Origin of the sequence: Allobosea sp. LjRoot237, from assembly GCF_964253285.1 — a bacterium.
Classification (GTDB): Bacteria; Pseudomonadota; Alphaproteobacteria; order Rhizobiales; family Beijerinckiaceae; genus Allobosea.
Window position 1 is genome coordinate 3,480,203 of record NZ_CAXUQP020000001.1, and the last position, 15,440, is coordinate 3,495,642.

At 67.4% G+C, this 15,440-nt stretch carries 13 protein-coding genes; 12 read left to right on the forward strand and 1 reads right to left on the reverse strand.

Annotated elements, in window-relative coordinates:
• Positions 1 to 2: 2 nt before the first annotated feature.
• From ACSQ24_RS16955 to ACSQ24_RS16990, 8 genes are all read left to right on the forward strand, one after another.
• Positions 3 to 1,667: a Na/Pi cotransporter family protein gene (locus ACSQ24_RS16955; RefSeq protein WP_436095806.1), complete on the forward strand. Its 1,665-nt coding sequence runs from the start codon at positions 3 to 5 to the stop codon at positions 1,665 to 1,667.
• Positions 1,668 to 1,995: 328 nt separating this feature from the next.
• Positions 1,996 to 3,090: a LacI family DNA-binding transcriptional regulator gene (locus tag ACSQ24_RS16960; RefSeq protein ID WP_436095807.1), complete on the forward strand. Its 1,095-nt coding sequence runs from the start codon at positions 1,996 to 1,998 to the stop codon at positions 3,088 to 3,090.
• A 79-nt stretch (positions 3,091 to 3,169) separates the two neighbouring features.
• Positions 3,170 to 4,045 carry a carbohydrate ABC transporter permease gene (locus ACSQ24_RS16965; RefSeq protein WP_436095808.1) on the forward strand — a complete coding sequence of 292 codons (876 nt, stop codon included), beginning with the start codon at positions 3,170 to 3,172 and terminating at the stop codon, positions 4,043 to 4,045.
• A complete protein-coding gene (locus ACSQ24_RS16970; RefSeq protein WP_436095809.1) occupies positions 4,035 to 4,868 on the forward strand; it encodes a carbohydrate ABC transporter permease in 834 nt (277 codons plus the stop codon). Before ACSQ24_RS16965 ends, ACSQ24_RS16970 begins: the two co-directional genes overlap by 11 nt.
• 24 nt (positions 4,869 to 4,892) lie before the next feature.
• Positions 4,893 to 6,188, forward strand: a complete 1,296-nt coding sequence (locus ACSQ24_RS16975) for an ABC transporter substrate-binding protein (RefSeq protein WP_436095810.1) — start codon at positions 4,893 to 4,895, stop codon at positions 6,186 to 6,188.
• A 74-nt stretch (positions 6,189 to 6,262) separates the two neighbouring features.
• The gene (locus ACSQ24_RS16980) at positions 6,263 to 7,702 is read left to right on the forward strand and encodes an FAD-dependent oxidoreductase (RefSeq protein WP_436095811.1); all 1,440 of its coding nucleotides are present in this window, start codon (positions 6,263 to 6,265) and stop codon (positions 7,700 to 7,702) included.
• Between the two features lies 1 nt (position 7,703).
• A complete protein-coding gene (locus tag ACSQ24_RS16985) occupies positions 7,704 to 9,359 on the forward strand; it encodes an FGGY-family carbohydrate kinase (RefSeq protein WP_436095812.1) in 1,656 nt (551 codons plus the stop codon).
• Positions 9,356 to 10,084 (forward strand): SDR family oxidoreductase, encoded by a 729-nt coding sequence (locus tag ACSQ24_RS16990; protein ID WP_436095813.1) that lies wholly within the window; start codon positions 9,356 to 9,358, stop codon positions 10,082 to 10,084. Before ACSQ24_RS16985 ends, ACSQ24_RS16990 begins: the two co-directional genes overlap by 4 nt.
• On the opposite strand, the gene ACSQ24_RS16995 is transcribed toward ACSQ24_RS16990, so the two are convergent.
• Entirely contained in the window at positions 10,081 to 11,028 is a 948-nt protein-coding gene (locus tag ACSQ24_RS16995; RefSeq protein WP_436095814.1) for a sugar-binding transcriptional regulator, read from the reverse strand. The genes ACSQ24_RS16990 and ACSQ24_RS16995 overlap by 4 nt on opposite strands.
• Positions 11,029 to 11,162: 134 nt before the next feature.
• On the opposite strand from ACSQ24_RS16995, the gene ACSQ24_RS17000 reads away from it, so the two are divergent.
• The 4 genes from ACSQ24_RS17000 to ACSQ24_RS17015 all read left to right on the forward strand — a co-directional run bounded on the left by ACSQ24_RS17000 (position 11,163) and on the right by ACSQ24_RS17015 (position 15,391).
• The gene (locus ACSQ24_RS17000; protein WP_436095815.1) at positions 11,163 to 12,194 is read left to right on the forward strand and encodes a zinc-dependent alcohol dehydrogenase; all 1,032 of its coding nucleotides are present in this window, start codon (positions 11,163 to 11,165) and stop codon (positions 12,192 to 12,194) included.
• 30 nt (positions 12,195 to 12,224) lie between these two features.
• Positions 12,225 to 13,685 carry a xylulokinase gene (xylB, locus tag ACSQ24_RS17005; protein ID WP_436095816.1) on the forward strand — a complete coding sequence of 487 codons (1,461 nt, stop codon included), beginning with the start codon at positions 12,225 to 12,227 and terminating at the stop codon, positions 13,683 to 13,685.
• Positions 13,686 to 13,758: 73 nt separating this feature from the next.
• Positions 13,759 to 14,436, forward strand: coding sequence for an HAD family hydrolase (locus ACSQ24_RS17010; protein ID WP_436095817.1), 678 nt, complete (start codon positions 13,759 to 13,761; stop codon positions 14,434 to 14,436).
• Positions 14,437 to 14,443: 7 nt separating this feature from the next.
• Positions 14,444 to 15,391 carry a sugar-binding transcriptional regulator gene (locus ACSQ24_RS17015; protein WP_126112953.1) on the forward strand — a complete coding sequence of 316 codons (948 nt, stop codon included), beginning with the start codon at positions 14,444 to 14,446 and terminating at the stop codon, positions 15,389 to 15,391.
• Positions 15,392 to 15,440 lie beyond the last annotated feature (49 nt).

Sequence of the window (15,440 nt, forward strand, 5' to 3'; positions counted from 1 at the left end):
CCATGACCGGACAGACGCCGACCCAGATCCTGCTCGCGCTCGCCGGCGAGGTCGCACTACTGCTCTGGAGCGTGCAGATGGTGACGGCGGGCATCTCCGCCGCCTTCGGCAGCCGCTTGCGCGCCGTGCTGGCGACCGGCCTCGACAGCCGCTGGCGCGCCTTCGGGGCCGGCGTGCTGGTGACCGCCGGCCTGCAATCCAGCACCGCGACCGCGATGATGATCGCCTCCTTCTCGGGGGCAGGACTGATCGCGCTCGCGCCGGCGCTGGCGATGATGCTCGGCGCCAATGTCGGCACGACGCTGATCGTCCAGTTCGTTAGTTTCGACACCGGCATGCTCATACCGCTGCTGATTCTGGCGGGCTATGCCGGCATGCGGCGCTTCGCGCGGCTCCCCGCGAGGGAAACGGCGAAGGCGCTCTTCGGCCTCGGCTTGATGCTGCTGTCGCTCCGGCTGATGCAAGGCACGATGGGACCGATCGAGCACTCCCAGGTGCTGCGCACGGTGCTCGGTTCGCTCTCCGACGATCCGCTCATCGCCTTACTCCTCGCGGCGATCCTCAGCTTCGCCGCCCATTCCTCGCTCGCAGCCATTCTGGTCGTGATGAGCCTTGCCGCAACCGGTGTGATCGGCGTGCCGACCATGCTGGCCATGGTGCTGGGCTGCAATCTCGGCACTGCGCTCAACCCGCTGGTCCAGGCGATGAAGGGCAACGCTGCGGCCCGCCGGGTGCCGCTCGGCAATATCGCGAACCGTGCCTTGGGTTGCTTGCTCGGGCTGGCGCTGCTGCCCCTGCTGACACGGCTCATCGAGCAGCTCGCCGTCGCCCCGGCGCAAGCAGCGGCGCTGTTTCACCTCGCCTTCAATCTCGCGATGGCAGCGCTCTTCCTCGTTCCACTGCCGCTACTCGCGCGAATGCTCGCGCGCCTCCTGCCCGAGCCGGCCCCGGAAGCCGACCCGTCGCGCTCGCGCTACCTCGACAAGGCCGCACTGGCCACGCCCACCATCGCCCTCTCCAACGCGACACGCGAGGTGCTGCGCATGGTCGATGTCGTCGACGATATGCTCAAGACCTCGCTCGCCGCTTTTGAAAGAGACGACCCCGGCCGGGTCGCCGCGGTGAGCCGCGCCGATGATGTGCTCGACAGCCTCTACAACCAGATCCAGCTCTATGTCGGTGCGATCGCGCAGGCTGCCTTGTCTAAGACCGACGAACGCCGACTCTCGGCCGTGCTCGTCCTGGCGATCAACCTCGAGCATATCGGTGATATCGTCGAGAAGAACCTGATGCAGATGGCCGGCAAGCGCATCCGGGACCAGCGCCGGCTTCCCACCGAGGCGCTCACGCGCATCGCCGACATGCATCAGCGGCTGCGGGACCACTTACGCCTCGCGATCACGGTCTTCATCTCCGAGGACGAGACGACGGCGCGCCGTATCGTGCACGAGAAGGAGACCTTCCGCGAGCTGGAGCGCGAGGCAATCGAGTCCCATCTCGCCGAGATGCGCACCGGCAATCGCGAAACCATCATCGTCAGCGCGCTTCAGCTCGACATCACGCGCGATCTAAAGCGGATCGATGCCCATATCGCCGCCACTGTCCACGGCCTTCTCGAGCGACGCGGCCTGCTGCAGGACAGCCGCCTCCTGCATGCTGCAGAGTAGCGACTCTAGCACTCTGGAACTGTCACGTTGGCGGGAGACGAGCTCCGTCTTGAATGTGGACGGAGCCAGCCTGCTCGAAGTCGCCAACGCAGCGCGTCTGCAGAGGATTAGACCAACCAGTGCGATTGTGCGGATCGATCCCGGCGAGTTAGCCGGTGCCGTTTCCGACCCGCTCGCGATTTCATGCGCCAAGCCTGCATCCATTGACGCTGACGGCCGCTGCAGGCGCGATGAACGTCGGCGCGGCACGCCGACCTCACAAAGGCGCTTGTGAACCGGCTCAGTTCCTGTTAAACGTTTTACAGTTAAACGTTTAACAGGCTGAAAGATGAATGGCCGCCGCGTAACGATCCGGGATGTCGCAGGCCGCGCGGGGGTGTCCATCGCGACGGTCTCGAATGTCTTCAGCGGCAACAAGCCGGTGAACGACGATCTGCGTGAACGCGTTCTGCAGGCGGCCAAGGACCTGGCGTACCAGGTGGATCGGGCGGCGTCGCAGCTGCGCTCCGGGCAAGCCCGCGTCGTCGGTGTCCTGGTTCCTGATCTCGACGACGTCTTTTTCACCTCGCTGGTCTCGCGGCTGGAGGTGCTGGCGGAGGCCGACGGCTACGACATCGTCGTTGCGAGCTCCCGCGACGATATCGGCCTCGAACAGTCGCGCCTGCGCACCCTGCTCGCCTGGCGCCCATCCGGCCTCATCGTGGTGCCCTGCTCCGATGAGGTACCGCAAGGCCTTGCCGCCGAAATCGGACGGCTGCCGATCATCTTCGCCGACCGTGTCCACCCGGAAGGGTCGATCGTCGACACGGTCGCGATCGACAACCGCGAAGCCGGAGAGATCGCTGCGCGCCACCTCCTGGCGCTGGGGCATCGCGACTTTGTCATCGCCGCCTCCAGCCTCGCCATCTCGCCGATCCGCGAGCGCGTCCGCGGGGCCAGCGACCTGATCCGGGAGACGGCCGGTTGCGCGGTGACCGTGGTCGAACTCGAATCCGTCGCCGAGCGCGGTGCCGAGCTTTTCCGGAACTGGCTCGAGCGGCATGCTCAGCCGAGCGCGGTGATCGCACTGACCAACGTCACGACGCTGAGCACGCTGTCCGCACTGGCGCGCCTGAAGATCGATATCCCCGAGCCCGTCTCCGTGGTCGGCTTCGACGATTATCCATGGATGAGCGCCCGCAAGACGGGTCTGACGGCGATCCGGCAGCCGATCGTCGAACTCGCCGCAGCGACCTGGCAGCGCCTGCGTGCGCGCATGGCGGGCGACGATGCGCCGGCGCAAACCATCGTGCTGCAGACGAGCCTGCAGGTACGCGACTCCGTGCGCGATCTCACCGCCGCGACGGATCGGGGGAATACCCGCGCCCCCGATCTGCTTGCGAACCCGGAGAGACCGGCCGCGCCGCTCAAGGCGGTGCACTGACGAATACCGACTGCGGACGCCCAGCGTCCGAGCCACCGGGCCGACAGAGCCCGGAGCGAAAGAAGTTCTGGAGGAAAGCGTGCAGCTTCAAAGAACGGCACGGATACTGCCGCTGCTTGCGCCGGTGCATCTGCTCATCCTGAGCGTGATCGTGCTGCCGTCGCTCTATGTCGTCTGGCTGAGCCTGAACACGTCGAGCTTCGGCCAGGCGCCGAGCTTCGTCGGCCTGCAGAACTATTGGCGCGTCCTCACCGACCCGGCCTTCCACAGCGCGCTGTGGAACACGGTCGTTCTCGTCGTCGTCGCCGTGCATCTGGAGCTCGCTGTCGGCCTCGGCATGGCCCTGCTCTTCGCCAGCGGCCTGCCGTTCCGGCGCTTCCTGCTGGTCGCGGTGCTCGCGCCCTATGCCGTCAGCGAAGTCACCGCCGTGGTGATGTGGCGCTTCCTGTTCGATCCCGACGCCGGCCCGATCACGCTGGCGCTGCGGGCGTTCGGCCTGCCGACGCTCGACTGGTCGTTCGAGCCGTCGCACGCGATGGGCCTGATCGGCCTTTTGACGATCTGGCTGCACCTGCCCTTCACCTTCATCATCGTCTATGCGGCGCGCCTCGCCATCCCGGCCGAGCTCTATGAGGCGGCGCGGATCGACGGCGCGACGCGCTGGCAGGCCTTCCGGCGCGTGACGCTGCCGCTGCTCGGCCCGGCGATGCTGATCGCGCTGCTGTTCCGCTACATCTTCGCCTTCCGGCTGTTCTCGGAGGCCTGGCTGCTGACGAAGGGCGGGCCCGCCCGCTCGACCGAGGTGGTGGCGATCTACCTCTACCAGGAAGCCTTCAGCTTCAACGCCTTCGGCCCGGCCGCCGCGACCGCCTGGATCATGGTGCTGGCGTCGCTCCTGCTCGCCGGCGCCTACGTCCTCCTGCTCAGGCGCGGAGGGCTGGCCCATGCGCACTGAGCGTCTTCTCATCGGGGCGGGCAAGGCGCTCGCCGTCATCGCTATCCTGTCCTGGTCGCTGTTCCCGATCCTGTTCATCGCGATGTCGTCGCTGAAGCCGGGCCAGGACATCTTCGCCGTACCGCCGAAATGGCTGTTAGCGCCGACATTCAAGCACTACGCCGAGCTCTGGCGCTCCTGGGGCGTCTTCTTCGAAGGTCTGCTCAACAGCCTGCTGATCACCGTCGGGGCGACGCTGCTCGCCATCGTCGCCAGCGCCTGCGCCGGTTATGTCTATTCGCGCAATTCCGGGCGCTGGCTCGGGGCGAGCCTGCTCGGGCTCATCATCATCAGACTGATCCCGCCGATCGTGGTGACGCTGCCGCTGTTTCCAATCGTCAATGCGCTCGGCCTCAGCGACACGCATCTCGTGCTGATCCTGCTCTACGCGACCTTCTTCGTCTCGCTCGGCACAGTGCTGATGCGCACCTTCATGGACCAGATCCCGCGCGAGCTCGACGAGGCCGCCTCGATCGACGGGGCGAGCCGGATGACCATCCTGCGCAAGGTCATCATGCCGCTGGCGATGCCCGGCGTGCTCGCCGTCGCGGTCTTCGTGATCGTCTTCTCCTGGAACGAGTTCCTCTTTGCCTTCATCTTCACCGCGACGAAGGCCAAGACCGCCCCGCTCGTGATCTCCGAGATGATCGGCTCCATCGACGGGGTCGACTGGGGAATCCTGTTCGCCGCCGCGACGGTGCAGCTCGTGCCCGTCCTCGTCTTCGTCGTCTTCATGAACCGCTACCTCGTGGCCGGCCTCACCGCCGGTTCGACGAAGGGGTAGCCAACCAGAAAGAGGGAGGAAGCCATGTCTAAAAAGCCCGCCACCGAATTGACGCGCCGCGGATTCATCGCCGGGGCAGCCGGCACCGGTGCCTTGCTGGCCGCAGGTCCCGGCCGTGCCGCCGGCAAGACGCTGAACGTCCTCAGCCACAAGGTCCACCAGACCGTGCTCGGCAGCGGCGACGGCGACCTGCTCAAGGATTGGCGCAAGGCCAACGATGCCGAGATCGCCTTCACGACCTTCGACTCGAACCCGTTGCAGGACCGGCTCTTCCGCGAGGCCAGCCTGAAGGAGACCGAGTACGGCGTCGGCTACCTGATCGACAACCGGCCGACCTCGCAGATCGCCGCGCTGTTCGAGCCGCTCGGCCCATATCAGGAAAAGGACGCGATCGAGGATTTCGCCGACATCGCCGCCGGCCTCGTCCAGGGCATGACCGTCGACGGCAAGCTGATCGGCATCCCGGTCCGCCATGCGACACAGGGGCTGTTCTACAACGAGGCTCTGCTGGAGGAGGCCGGCATCTCCGCCCCGCCGACGACGCTGGAAGAGCTGATCGAGCAGGCGAAGAAGACGACCTTCACCTCCAAGGCCGGCACGCCCGTCACCGGCATGGTGCTGGCCAGCGACCTCGCCGTCTTCCCCGTGATGTTCGCCCGTGCCTATGGCGGCGATTTCGTCAGCCCCGATCTCAAGCTGGTGCCGAACCGCGAGGCGCTGGAGAGCGGGCTTGCCGCATTGCGCGGCATGTTCGAGAGCGGCAGCCTGCCGCGCAGCTACGCCACCACCAAGAACGATGACCAGGTCACCTGGCTACAGCAGGGCCGCGCCGCCTTCACCGTACTGCCCTTCGCCCGCGGGGCGCAGCTCAACAATGCCGAGCAGAGCAAATTCCCGGGCAGGATCAAGGCGGTCGAATTCCCCGGCTCGGCGGCGATCAAGGGCAAGGTGCCAATGGCCTCCGTCGTCGAGGCCTGGGCGATGTCGATCCCGAAGAACGCCAAGGACAAGGCGCTGGCCTGGAGCTTCATCAGGGAGGTTTCCAGCAAGCGCGTGACGCTCGGGATGGCGATCAACGGCAACGGTCCGGTGCGCGTCTCGAGCTATGGCGATGCAGGGCTGAAGGCGAAGAACCCGCTCGCCGCGGTGGAGGCCAAGGTGCTGGCGACGGCGCGCGGCGCCTTTCCGCCCTTCCCGGAAGCCGCCCGCGCCCAGGCGACCTTCCTCGAGGAAGTCCAGCTCGCCGTGCTCGGCCGCAAGCCGGTCAAGGACGCCGTCTCCGCCATCATCGAGCGCGTCAAGCCGATGATGCCCGCCTGATAGCGGACCCAGGCCGCGGGGCGCGCTGCCCCGCAGCCGTCACCGAATTCATCATACTCTGAAGGATCTTCGTCATGTCGACCGCAGCGACCCGTTTCATCGAGGAGCCGGCGCGCTCCATTCCCGTCTCGGCCGAATACGACGTGCTCGTCGTCGGCGGCGGCCCCTCGGGCCTGACGGCGGCGCTGGCCGCGGCTGAGGACGGCCTGCGCGTCGGCCTGATCGAGAGCCGCAGCTTCGTCGGCGGCAATATGACGATCGGCCTGCCCGTGCTCGGCTTCCTCGGCCAGAAGGGCAACCAGATCATCGACGGCCTGCCGCAAAAATTCATCGAGCGGCTGCGCCGGGAGCGCCAGGGGGCGAGCGAGCATCGCCCCTGCCCGCTGCATATGGGCATCACCCTGGTCGAGCCAGAGGCGGTGAAGACGGTGGCGCTCGAAATGCTGACGGAAGCCGGTGTCGACGTGCTGTTCTACACCTTCTTCGCCGGCGCGCTGGTCGAGAATGACACGATCCGCGGCGTCATCACCGAAAGCAAGAGCGGCCGCACCGCGATCCTCGCCAAGGTCGTGATCGACTGCAGCGGCGATGCCGATGTCGCCTATAGCGCGGGCGTTCCGACCGAGAAGGGCAATGCCGAGGGCGGCATGCAGCCGCCGACCCTGATGTTCTGCCTCGCCGGCGTCGACACCGATGCGCTCAGGCTTTCGATCGCCAATGCGCCGCCGGCGGCGCGGACCTATCTCACCGACTTCATCCCGGCCGAGTATTTCGGCCAGAACCACCAGTTCATCGTCGTCGGCATGCGGGAGCTCATGGCCAAGGCCAAGGCCGAGCGCGGGCTGAAAATCCCCAACGAGCGCACGATCATCATCACCGGTCTGAAGAAGGGCGAGGTCTGGATCAACATGACCCGCGTCAAGGGCACGGATGGCACCGACGCCCGCAGCCTGACCAAGGGCGAGATCGAGGGCCGCGCCCAGATCGACGACATCGTCGCCTATCTCGTCGGCTATGTGCCCGGCTTCGAGCAGGCTTACTTCACCAAGACCGCGCCTTTCCTCGGCATCCGCGAGACGCGCCGTATCATCGGCCAATACGTGATGACCCAGGAGGACGTGCTCGCCTGCACGCATTTCGACGATGCGATCGCGGTCGCGAGCTATCCGATCGACATCCACCGGCCCGCCGATGATGGCTGCACCCTGATCTGGTGCGGCGACTGCTACGACATTCCCTACCGCTCGCTCGTTCCGCAGAAGATCGGCAATCTGCTGGTCGCGGGCCGCAGCATCTCGGCGACGCACGAAGCGATGGGCGCGATCCGCGTGATGGCGACCTGCATGGCGATGGGCGAGGCAGCCGGTCGTGCCGCCAAGATATCGGTGCGCGGCAATCGCCCGCCGGCCGAGATCGACATCGACGAGCTGCGCCGCCAGCAGCTCGAGCACGGGGTCTATCTGCGCAACCCCGACGGGACCCGCGCCGGATCGCCGAACCGCGCTGCGGCCTGACATGGCCGGGCATTTCATCGGCATCGATGTCGGCACCGGCAGCGCCCGGGCCGGCATCTTCGATCCGAGCGGGCGCATGATCGCGATGGCCAAGCGCGATATCGCGCTTTACCGGGACGGCCCCGGCATCGCCGAGCAGTCGAGCGCGGATATCTGGCAGGCCGTCTGCGCCAGCGTGCGCGAGGCGATGGCGCATGCCGGGCTTGCACCGGAGGCTATTGCCGGCATCGGCTTCGACGCGACCTGCTCGCTGGTCGCGGTGGGGCAGGATGGGACGCCGTTACCCGTCGGTCCGCATGGCGACGCCAGCCGCGACATCATCGTCTGGATGGATCACCGCGCCATCGAGCAGGCCGAGCGCATCAACGCGACCCGCCATCCGGTCCTCGCCTATGTCGGCGGCACGATCTCACCCGAGATGGAGACGCCGAAGCTGCTCTGGCTCAAGGAAAACCTGCCGGCCAGCTACAATGCAGCCTGGCAGTTCTTCGATCTGCCCGATTTCCTGACCTGGCGCGCGAGCGGCTCGCTGGCACGCTCGACCTGCACCGTGACCTGTAAATGGACCTATCTCGCGCATGAGGGACGCTGGGATGCCGGCTACTTCCATGAGGTCGGGCTCGGCGATCTGGCCGACGAAGGATTCACCCGGATCGGGACGGAGATCCTGCCGGGCGGTACCGCGCTCGGACAGGGGCTGACAGAGAGGGCTGCCACCGAGCTCGGTTTGAAGCCGGGCACCACCGTGGCCGCGGGGCTGATCGACGCTCATGCCGGCGGCCTCGGTTCGATCGGCGTACGTTCGCCGCACGGCAGCGCCCTGACCCGCATGGCTTATGTCTTCGGCACCTCGGCCTGCACCATGGCGAGCAGCCGGGAACCGCTCTTCATCCCCGGCGTCTGGGGGCCGTATTTTGCCGCGATGGTACCCGGCGTCTGGCTCAGCGAGGGCGGACAGTCTGGCGCCGGCGCTGCGATCGAGCAACTGATCGGCTTCCATCCTGCCGCGCCCGAGGCACAGTGCCGGGCCGAGGCGGAGGGGCCCTCGCTGCCTGACTGGCTCGCCGCGCAGGCTTTGCAGCATGTCGATGGACCATCGGAGGCGGCTCATCTCGCCGGCGAGCTGATCGTCGTACCGGACTTCCTCGGCAATCGCTCGCCTCATGCCGATCCGCAGGCGCGGGCGGTCATCGCTGGGCTCGGCATGGAGCAGGGTGTCGACAATCTCGTCGCGCTCTATGTGGCGGGGCTCACGGGGATCGGCTACGGCCTGCGCCAGATCATCGAGGTCAGCCGGGCGCAGGGCGCCATCGTCGAGGCGATCGTGCTCAGCGGCGGCGCCGGGCGCCATCCCCTGATCCGGCAGCTGCTGGCGGACTGCTCGGGTCTGCCGGTACTGGTGCCGGACGAGGTCGATCCCGTCCTGCTCGGCTCGGCCATGCTCGCTGCAGCCGCGGCAAAAGCCTTCCCCGATCTCGGCGCGGCCATGGCCGGTATGGCGCCGGGCGCCACGGTCTTTACCCCGGCCGGCGGCGAGATCGCCCAATTGCACACCCGGCGTCTGGCCGCCTTCGAAGCGCTGCAGGTCGCCGCACGCCAGGCGCGGGAACTCATGCGGCCAGCGCAAATCCAAGCGGTATCGGAGACCCTCACGTGAGTCAGGACCTGACCGGAAAAGTCGCTGCGATTACCGGCGCAGCCTCGGGGATCGGCCTTGCTTGCGCGAAACGATTGATCGCCGCCGGCGTGCGGGTCGTCCTCGTCGACCGCGACGGCGAAGCCCTGGCGCAGGTCTGCAAGCCTCTCGGCGCCGATGCCATTCCACTCGTCGTCGATCTGACCGATCCCGCCTCCGTCGCCGGCATGATGCCGCAAATCCTCGAAAAGGCGGGCCCGCTCGACATCTTCCATGCCAATGCCGGCGCCTATGTCGGCGGGCCTGTCAGCGAGGGCGATCCCGACGCCTGGGACCGTATGCTGAACCTCAACGTCAACGCGGTTTTCCGCAGCATCCATGCCGTGCTGCCGCACATGATCGCGCGCAAGACCGGAGACATCCTCGTCACCAGCTCGGTGGCCGGCGTCGTTCCGGTGGTCTGGGAGCCGATCTACACCGCCTCGAAGCATGCGGTGCAGGCCTTCGTTCACACGGTGCGCCGTCAGGTCATCCCGCACGGCCTGCGCGTCGGAGCGGTGTTGCCCGGCCCGGTGGTGACGGCCCTGATCGCCGACTGGCCGCCGGAGAAGCTCGAGGCGGAGCGCGCCCGCGGCGGCCTGATCGAGGCGGAGGAAGTGGCGGAAGCCGTGCATTTCATGCTGACCCGCCCGCGCAACGTCACCATCCGCGATCTCGTCATCCTGCCGCAGAGCACGGATCTTTAGTGGGCAGGTCTGGCCATAATGGCCGCTGCCGCATCTTCATCCGTGATCAGCACCGATGCCAGCTTGCCGCGAAGGCTTGCCGCGATGATGTCGGCCTTGTTGGTCCCGCCAGAGGCGAGGATGACTGTCGGTATCCTGCGCAGTTGGTCCAGCGGCAGGGCGATGGCACGGCTGTTGATCGGGTGTCCGATGGCCTGGCCGCTGCGGTCGATGAACTGGCCGAGGATGTCGCCGACCGCTCCTGCCCGGGCCAGTTCCTCCACCCGGATGTCGCCCGGAAGTCCGTAGCGCACCAGCAGGGAACGCTCGCTCAGGTCGCCCGCGCTCAGGATGGCGACATCGGTTGCCCGGATGCGGGCGAAGGCCGCTTCGAACACGTCCTGCGCCAGGATGGTGTCGCGCGATTGCGGCGTGCCGGCGTAGATCGGCGCAGCGAGGTAATGGCACTCCGCCTGCCAGAGACGGGCGAACCGGCTGGCGATCTCGAAGGTGTTGATCTCGATGCCGTAGGTCAGCCCGCCCATCATCGACGTCACCGTGAGGCCGCGATACTGCCCGGCACGGACGTGGCGGATGGTCTCCCGCAAGGTGCCGCCCCAACCGACGCCGAAAATGCCGGACGGCCGCTCCTCGATGATCCGTGAGACGAAGTCGCCGGCGGCCTTGCCGATCTGCGCGGCGACCTGGTTCGGATCGGCCGGACTCGGGACAACGACCGCGTCCTTGAGGCCAAATTCGGTGACGAGCGCGCGTTCGAGCCGGACGCAGCTCTCCAGGCGGGAGTTGATCGTGATGTTCACCAGCCCGCTGCTGCGGGCCTCGGCCAGAAGCCGGTTGACGCGAAGGCGGGTCATCTTGAGCCGTTCGGCGATCTCGGCCTGGGTCAGGCCCTCGACATAGTAGAGCCAGGCGGCCCGAACTTGCGTCTGCGCTTCCTCCGGCATCGCGGCATCCTGATGAGAACGGCTGGCCGCCGGCGGAAAGGGATGGCCGCCAGCAGTTTTGCGCTTGACCTAACTAGTGTAAATTACAAAATACATTTGTTGAAGGACTGTTCCCTAGCGAGCGCTGACCTCCCATGTCCCATGCCGTCTTCCTCCATGCCGCAGGCGATGCACGCATCGCGCCGTTCAACCTGCGCGAAGGAGCTGCCGGTGAGACCCTGCTCGATGTCGCCGCCGTCGGGCTCTGTGGCAGCGATCTGCACTACTACAAGGACGGCGGCATCGGCTCCGCGGTGATCTCGGCGCCCTTCGTCCCGGGCCATGAATTCAGCGGTTGGCTGACCGAGGACCTGCCGGAGCTCGGCCTGGCGCGGGGCGCGCTGGTTGCCGTCGATCCCAACCAGGCCTGCGGGCAGTGCGAGCATTGCCAGAACGGGCATCCCAATCTCTGTCCCGACGTCGTCTTCATCGGAGCCCCGCCGCATGATGGGGCGATGACCGAGCGGATCTGGGTGCCGAAATCGCAGATCGTCACGGTGCCCGAAGCCTTCTCGCCGAGCGAGGCCGTCATGCTGGAGCCGTTGGGCGTTGCGATCCATGCCGTGGATCTCGCCAAGCCGCGCCTGCTCGAGAAAGTGGCGCTGATCGGGTGCGGGCCGATCGGCCTGCTGATCCTGCAGGTGCTGCGGTCGGCGGGCGTCGGAGAGGTCCTCGCCTGCGATCCGCAGCCGCATCGCCGCGAGCTCGCCCTCAGGCTGGGGGCAAGCAAGGCCGGCGCGAGCGTCGCCGAGATCGCCGAATGGACGAAGGGCGAGGGCTTGCCACTGGTGATCGAGGCGACCAACGCTCCCGAGGGCTTTCGCGACGCCATCCGTGCGGCCCGCATCGGCGGCCGCGTCGTGCTGGTCGGCATACCGGACGGCGACAGCTATGTGATTCCGGCGGCCGAAGCCCGCAGGCGCGGCCTGAACATCAAGTTCTCGCGCAGGATGGGGCATGTCTATCCACGCGCGATCGAGCTGGTGGCGCTGGGCAGGGTCGATGTCGAAGCCGTGGTCAGCCACCGCTTCACCCTTGCCGACGGACCGGCCGCCTTCCGGCGCCACGCCGCCAACGAGGCCGGCATGGTGAAGAGCATGATCTACCCGAGCGGCTTGCCCGGCTAACTCCATTGACCACGCTCCGCAGGCTCTGATGTGACCTATATCGGCATCGATCTCGGGACTTCATCGATCAAGGCCGTACTGGTCGACGGCCATCAGCACGTGCTCGCCACTGCGGCGCGAGACCTCGCCGTCGATCGCCCCGCGCCGCTCTGGTCGGAGCAGAATCCCGCGGATTGGATCAGCGCCGCGCTGGCTGTCCTTGATGGCCTGAGGGACGCCAGCCCCGAGGCCTTCCGCCGCTGCACCGGCATCGGGCTGTCCGGGCAGATGCACGGTGCGGTCCTGCTCGACGAGCACGATCGGCCGCTGCGTCCCTGCATGCTCTGGAACGATGGCCGTGCGGCTGCCGAGTGCGCCGAAATCGAGGCGGCCGAGCCGGACTCCCGGCGGATCACCGGCAATATCGCCATGCCCGGCTTCACCGCCCCCAAGCTCCTCTGGGTGCGCCGGCACGAGCCCGACATCTTCCGGCGGACCCGCCGGATTCTCTTGCCGAAGGCCTATCTGCGGCTCGCGCTGACGGGCGAAGCGATCGAAGACATGTCCGATGCCTCCGGAACGCTCTGGCTCGATGTCGGCGGCCGCGACTGGTCTGACCGGATGCTGGCCGCGACCGGGCTCGATCGCAGCTTCATGCCCACGCTGGTCGAAGGATCGCAGCCGGCGGGCCGCATGCGAACCGAGCTCAGCCGGGAGCTTGGCTTCGACGCACCGCCCCTCTTCGCCGGCGGTGCCGGTGACAACGCCGCCGGAGCTGTCGGCCTGGGGGCCGTCGCGCCCGGCACCAGCTTCCTGTCACTGGGGACCTCCGGAGTGCTCTGGCGCACGACCGAACACTTCGAGCCGCGCTCCGGCAGCGCCGTTCATGCCTTCTGCCATGCCCTGCCGGACCGCTGGCATCAGATGTCGGTTCATCTCTCGGCCGCCGCCAGCCTGAGCTGGTGGGCGTCGGTGTCCGGGCAACCCGAAATCGCGCTGCTGGACGAGCTCGGCCAGCTGGCGGAGCGCCCTTCCCCCGTGCTCTTCACGCCCTATCTGTCGGGCGAGCGCACGCCTCACAACGACCCGCAGATGCGTGGCGGTTTCGCCCGCCTCGGCCACGAGACCAACCGCCGGGCCATGACCCAGGCCGTTCTGGAGGGCGTCGCCTTCGCCTTCCGGGACGGCAAGACTGCGCTGGAGACCGGTGCTTCGCCAATCGGGGAGGCCATGGTCATCGGCGGCGGTTCGCGCTCGGATCTGTGGTTGTCCATCCTCGCTGATGTGCTGGCTATACCATTAGCGCGCTATCGCCAGGCTGAGGCCGGCGCCGCATTCGGGGCCGCCCGCCTCGCCCGCCTGGCCTGCACCGACGAGGATCCGGATGTGATCTGCACGCCGCCATCAGGCGATGTCGATGTCTTCAGCCCGAACGCCGCGAGGGCTGCAGCCTATTTGGAGCATTACGAGTTCTGGCGACGTGCAGCGGAGGTCAGCCGCAGCCTTTACTGACCGGGTGTGGATTTGACAGAGAACCGGGCGGATGCTCTTCATGTGAGCATCTGTTCAAATTAACTGTTGCCCGATGCCCTCTCCGCACTCGCCTTTCGACCTCGTCATCCTCGATTGCGACGGCGTGCTCGTCGACAGCGAAGTCATCAGCTGCCGCACCCTCGTCGATATTCTCTCGCCCTTCGATCCCAGCTATGATCTGGCGATGGTCATGCGCCGCTATCTCGGGCGGCCATCCGGCGCAATCATCGAGGATTACGAGCGAATGACCGGCCGCCCGGCCTCGGCCGACTTCACTCGGGACTGGCGGGCACAGCTCTTCGCCGCGTTCAGGAGCGAACTCCAGCCGGTCGAAGGCGTCCGCAGCGCCGTCGAGGCCTTCGGGAGCGACTACTGCGTCGCCTCGTCCAGCGACGAAGAGCGTATCGAGCTCTGCCTGCGGAAGGTGGATCTCTGGGATCTCTTCGCGGGGCGGATCTTCAGCACGACCCGCGTGCGGCGCGGCAAGCCCGCGCCGGACCTGTTCCTGCTGGCGGCCGATGAGCGCGGCGTGGCGCCCGAACGCTGCCTGGTGATCGAGGACAGCGTCAGCGGCGTCACTGCGGCGAAGGCTGCGCGAATGACGGCCTACGGCCTGGCCGCCGGCAGCCATTTCGCGGTTCTTGACCAGCGCCGGGCGCTTCTGGCGGCCGGAGCCGACCGCCTCTTCGAATCCTGGCAAGAGCTGGCGCTTGCGCCAGTGGCCGGCTGAGGATTCGATGGCCGACAACGATAGCGCCCGCCTCGACGATGCAGCCCGCGCCGGCTGGCTCTACTACATCGCCGGCCGCACGCAGGACGACATCGCGCAGATCCTGAACATCTCGCGCCCGGCCGCGCAGCGCCTCGTTTCGCTCTGCCGCAGCGAGGGGCTGATCAGCTTCCGCATGAATCACCCGATCAGCACCTGCATGGATCTCGCCGCAAGGCTGCGCGATCGTTTCGAGCTGCTGCATTGCGACGTCGCCCCTTCGGACGGTTCGGCAGAGACGGGCGCGGCCGGCGTCGCGGCGCTCGGCGGCGTACTGATCGAGCGCTGGCTGCGCTCGCGCAAATCACTGGTCATGGCGCTCGGCACCGGCCGCTCGATGCGGGCCAGCATCGAGCGCGTTCCGGCGATGTCCTGCCCGTTGCACCGGCTCGTTTCACTGGTCGGGACCATCTCCCCCGACGGTTCGGCCAGCCCTTTCGATACGCTGGTCAAGCTTGCCGAGATCACCAAGGCGCAGCATTTCCCGATGCCGCTGCCGCTCTACGTGTCGAGCCCCGAGGAGCGCGCCCAGCTCATCGAAATCGAGTCGGTCAGGCGCATCCGCGCCATCGCCGGCGAGGCCGATCTCTGGGTGATGGGCATCAGTCAGATCGGCGATGACGCCGTGCTGTACCGCGACGGCTTCATGACGCGCAGCGAGCTGCTCGAGATGGTTCGCCACGGCGCCGTCGGCGAGGTGACCGGCTGGGTCTTCGACGCGGAAGGCCGCCTTCTCGACCGTGGCACCAATCTGCGCGTGACCAGCGTGCCGCCGGAGCCCGGCAGTGCCCGACTGCGCATCTGCATCGGCCAGGGCCCGGCGAAGGTCGCGCCGCTGCGTGCCGCGCTCGCCGGCAAGATCGTGAACGGCCTCGTCACGGACGAAGACACCGCGCGCGCCCTCCTCGCGGACTGACCCCGCCAATCATCTCCCTCACCTGCCCCCGGGCGCACGCAGACTGCGG

What these genes read in the sequence shown, in the direction of transcription:
- ACSQ24_RS17010 (WP_436095817.1), top strand. Translation starts at nt 13,759, where the DNA reads ATGCCCTCTCCGCACTCGCCTTTCGACCTCGTCATCCTCGATTGCGAC.
- ACSQ24_RS17015 (WP_126112953.1), top strand. Translation starts at nt 14,444, where the DNA reads ATGGCCGACAACGATAGCGCCCGCCTCGACGATGCAGCCCGCGCCGGC.
- ACSQ24_RS16975 (WP_436095810.1), top strand. Translation starts at nt 4,893, where the DNA reads ATGTCTAAAAAGCCCGCCACCGAATTGACGCGCCGCGGATTCATCGCC.
- ACSQ24_RS16955 (WP_436095806.1), top strand. Translation starts at nt 3, where the DNA reads ATGACCGGACAGACGCCGACCCAGATCCTGCTCGCGCTCGCCGGCGAG.
- ACSQ24_RS16970 (WP_436095809.1), top strand. Translation starts at nt 4,035, where the DNA reads ATGCGCACTGAGCGTCTTCTCATCGGGGCGGGCAAGGCGCTCGCCGTC.
- ACSQ24_RS17000 (WP_436095815.1), top strand. Translation starts at nt 11,163, where the DNA reads ATGTCCCATGCCGTCTTCCTCCATGCCGCAGGCGATGCACGCATCGCG.
- ACSQ24_RS16995 (WP_436095814.1), bottom strand. Translation starts at nt 11,028, where the DNA reads ATGCCGGAGGAAGCGCAGACGCAAGTTCGGGCCGCCTGGCTCTACTAT.
- ACSQ24_RS16985 (WP_436095812.1), top strand. Translation starts at nt 7,704, where the DNA reads ATGGCCGGGCATTTCATCGGCATCGATGTCGGCACCGGCAGCGCCCGG.
- ACSQ24_RS16980 (WP_436095811.1), top strand. Translation starts at nt 6,263, where the DNA reads ATGTCGACCGCAGCGACCCGTTTCATCGAGGAGCCGGCGCGCTCCATT.
- ACSQ24_RS16960 (WP_436095807.1), top strand. Translation starts at nt 1,996, where the DNA reads ATGAATGGCCGCCGCGTAACGATCCGGGATGTCGCAGGCCGCGCGGGG.